This is a genomic window from Falsiroseomonas oryzae (assembly GCF_027856955.1).
GTDB lineage: Bacteria > Pseudomonadota > Alphaproteobacteria > Acetobacterales > Acetobacteraceae > Falsiroseomonas > Falsiroseomonas oryzae.
Map to the genome: position 1 here is coordinate 1 of NZ_JAPSMD010000716.1, position 1765 is coordinate 1765.

Annotated in this window: 2 protein-coding genes and 1 tRNA gene; all 3 read left to right on the plus strand. The window is 72.3% G+C overall.

Features of this window, described 5'->3' with window-relative positions:
- Nucleotides 1–167 precede the first annotated feature (167 nt).
- The 3 genes from OZN99_RS30955 to OZN99_RS30965 all read left to right on the plus strand — a co-directional run bounded on the left by OZN99_RS30955 (nucleotide 168) and on the right by OZN99_RS30965 (nucleotide 1709).
- Nucleotides 168–350: a DNA gyrase inhibitor YacG gene (locus OZN99_RS30955; RefSeq protein WP_270939043.1), complete on the plus strand. Its 183-nt coding sequence runs from the start codon at nucleotides 168–170 to the stop codon at nucleotides 348–350.
- A 60-nt stretch (nucleotides 351–410) separates the two neighbouring features.
- Nucleotides 411–486: transfer RNA gene (locus OZN99_RS30960), tRNA-Phe, on the plus strand.
- A gap of 191 nt (nucleotides 487–677) precedes the next feature.
- Nucleotides 678–1709 (plus strand): ABC transporter substrate-binding protein, encoded by a 1032-nt coding sequence (locus OZN99_RS30965; protein ID WP_270939044.1) that lies wholly within the window; start codon nucleotides 678–680, stop codon nucleotides 1707–1709.
- The last annotated feature ends 56 nt before the right edge of the window (nucleotides 1710–1765 follow it).

Sequence of the window (1765 nt, forward strand, 5' to 3'; positions counted from 1 at the left end):
GCGCAACCGGGCCAGCCCTTGGCGCTGCGCGCGGCCCCCGCCGTCTGCGCCGCGCTGGACGCGATGCCGGAGGCGCTGGCGCAATACGCCGCGGCCGCCGGCCGGGCGTTGCGCCTGGTGCCCGATGTGGCCGTGCCGCCCGGGCGCGAGTTGGTGGAGCCGCTGCGATGATGGAGCCGAAGCGAACCCGCCGCTGCCCGATCTGCGGCAAGGGGCCACTGGTGCCCAGCCAGCGCTTCTGCTCGGAACGCTGCGCGACGATCGACCTGGGGCGCTGGCTGTCCGGCGACTACGCCATCCCGGCGGAGGAGGAGCCACCGGAGGACGAGGGGGGTGGTGGACAGGGCTGAGCCCTTCCGCTACATCCCGCCGCCTCTGCCGGCCGGCCCCTCACGGGGCCGCAGCGATGGGCCCAGGTAGCTCAGTTGGTAGAGCATGCGACTGAAAATCGCAGTGTCGCTGGTTCGATTCCGGCCCTGGGCACCATTCCCCTCCCAACGACGACGGCACGAGCGCGGCGCTCATCCGCTTGTATCGTGACGCTTTTGTTGCAATAGGATGACACGATCCCCGGCGCCGCGGCGGCGGGCGCGTTGCGGCGCGCCGCTCCCGGTGACCGGGCCGTACGCCGCGACCGGGCCGCGACGCCCGGCGCAGCAGGGAGGGGAAGACAAACGATGCGATCTCGTCGCTGGCTGGGCGTGCTGGCACTCGGCGCGCCCTTGGCCTGGGCCGCGCCGGCCGCCGCGCAGGGGCAGCTCAATCTCTACTGCTCCGTGCAGATCGAGTGGTGCCAGGCCATCGCCACCAACTTCCAGCGCGACACCGGCATCCGCGTGAACATGACGCAGCGCGGATCGGGCGAGACGCTGGCCGCGATCCGCGCCGAGGGTCAGAACCCCCGTGGCGACGTGTGGTTCGGCGGCACCGGCGACCCGCATCTGGCGGCGGCCGAGGAGAACCTGACGCAGGCCTACGAGAGCCCGAACAATGCGCAGTTGCAGCCCTGGGCGCTGACCCAGTGGCGGCAGTCGAACCAGCGCGCGATCGGCGTCTATGCCGGCGCCATCGGCTTCGGCTTCAACACGGAACTGCTGGCCCGCAAGAACATCGCGCCGCCGACCTGCTGGGCGGACCTGCTGGATGCGCGCTTCCGCGGCGAGATCCAGGTGGCCAACCCGAACTCCTCCGGCACGGCCTATGTGATCATCGCGACGCTGGTGCAGATCATGGGTGAGGACCAGGCCTTCGCCTACATGCGGCGCCTGCATCCCAACGTGAACAGCTACGCGCGCAGCGGGACGGGTCCCATCAAGGCGGTGGCGCGCGGCGAGACCGGCGTCAGCCTGTCCTTCGTGCATGACGCGGTGACGGAGCGGAACGCCGGCTTCCCCGTGGCCTACAACACGCCCTGCGAAGGCACGGGCTACGAGATCGGCTCGATGTCGATCATCCGCGGCGCGCGGAACCTCACCCAGGCCCGGCGCTTCTACGACTGGGCGCTGACCGCGCCGGCGCAGCGGCTGGGCTTCGAGGCCGGCGGGCAGCTGCAGACGCCGTCCAACCGGGAGGCGCCGCTGCCGCAGGGCGCGCCCGACCTCTCGCAGATCCGGCTGATCGAGTACGACTTCGCGAAATACGGCCGCGCGGCCGAGCGGCGCCGGCTGATCGAGCGCTGGGACCGCGAGGTCGGCGCGCTGCCGCGCTGAGGCCCGGCCCGCGCCGGTGGCGCGGGCATCCGTCGTCACGGGCCGGCGCGTCGCCG